The sequence below is a fragment of the Lentzea aerocolonigenes genome, assembly GCF_000955955.1.
In the GTDB taxonomy this organism is placed as follows: Bacteria; Actinomycetota; Actinomycetes; order Mycobacteriales; family Pseudonocardiaceae; genus Lentzea; species Lentzea aerocolonigenes_A.
Genome location: NZ_JYJG01000486.1, coordinates 1 through 964 on the forward strand (window position 1 = coordinate 1; position 964 = coordinate 964).

Annotated in this window: 1 protein-coding gene; it reads left to right on the forward strand. The window is 67.9% G+C overall.

Going from position 1 to position 964, the window contains the following annotated elements; all coding sequences use genetic code 11:
• Positions 1 to 57: 57 nt before the first annotated feature.
• Positions 58 to 964, forward strand: a 907-nt coding sequence (locus UK23_RS44430) for an acyltransferase domain-containing protein (RefSeq protein ID WP_330770614.1), incomplete at its 3' end; no start/stop codon positions are given.

The following is a 964-nucleotide window of genomic DNA, read 5'->3' on the forward strand; positions in this document are numbered from 1 at the left end:
GCGCCGGGCTCGGGGATCCCCCCGTTTTCCAGCGTACCGGGTGAAAGTGCTGGTCAAGTGAGTGTGGCGGAATCTGTGGACAACTCTGCGGCTGTGGACAAGCCGGCCGTTGTCGATCTTGCGGGCGCGGAGTTGTCGGTGGCCGGTGAGACGATTGGAGTGGGGACCTCGGGCTCCCCCCGGGGGGCCCAGGCGGGATCGATTCCGTTCGTGGTGTCGGCCAAGACCGTGGAGGCGTTGGACGGGCAGGTCGAGCGGGTCAAGGGCGCTGAGGGGGCGGCGGAGGACGTTGCGTTCTCGTTGTTGACGACCAGGGCGCGGTTCGAGCATCGGGCTGTGGTGCTCGGGGGAGAGGTGCTGGCGCGCGGGACGGCGTTGTCGCAGCGGTCGTTGGCTGTGTTGTTCTCCGGGCAGGGGTCGCAGCGGGCCGGCATGGGGCGCGAGTTGTACGAGGCGTTCCCCGTGTTCGCTGAGGCGCTTGACGGTGTGCTGATGTACCTGGACCCCGTTGTTCGGGACGTCATGTGGGGTGACGACCAGGAGGCGCTGGACCAGACGGGGGTCGCGCAGCCGGCGTTGTTCGCGGTTGAGGTGGCGTTGTACCGGTTGGTCGAGTCGTGGGGTGTCAGGGCGGAGCAGGTTGCCGGGCACTCGATTGGTGAGATCGCGGCCGCGCACGTGGCCGGGGTGTTCAGCCTTGAGGACGCGTGCCTGCTGGTCACGGCCCGGTCGGCGCTCATGCAGGCGTTGCCTGCGGGTGGCGCGATGGTGTCGGTCATCGCTGCTGAGGAAGAAGTGCTGCCGCATCTGACCGAGCGGGTGTCGGTTGCCGCGGTGAACGGGCCTCGGTCGGTCGTGATCGCCGGGGACGAGGACGAGGTGCTTCGTATCGCGGAGCGGTGGAAGAGCAAGCGGTTGAAGGTGTCGCATGCGTTCCACTCGCCGTTGATGGAGCCGATGCTGG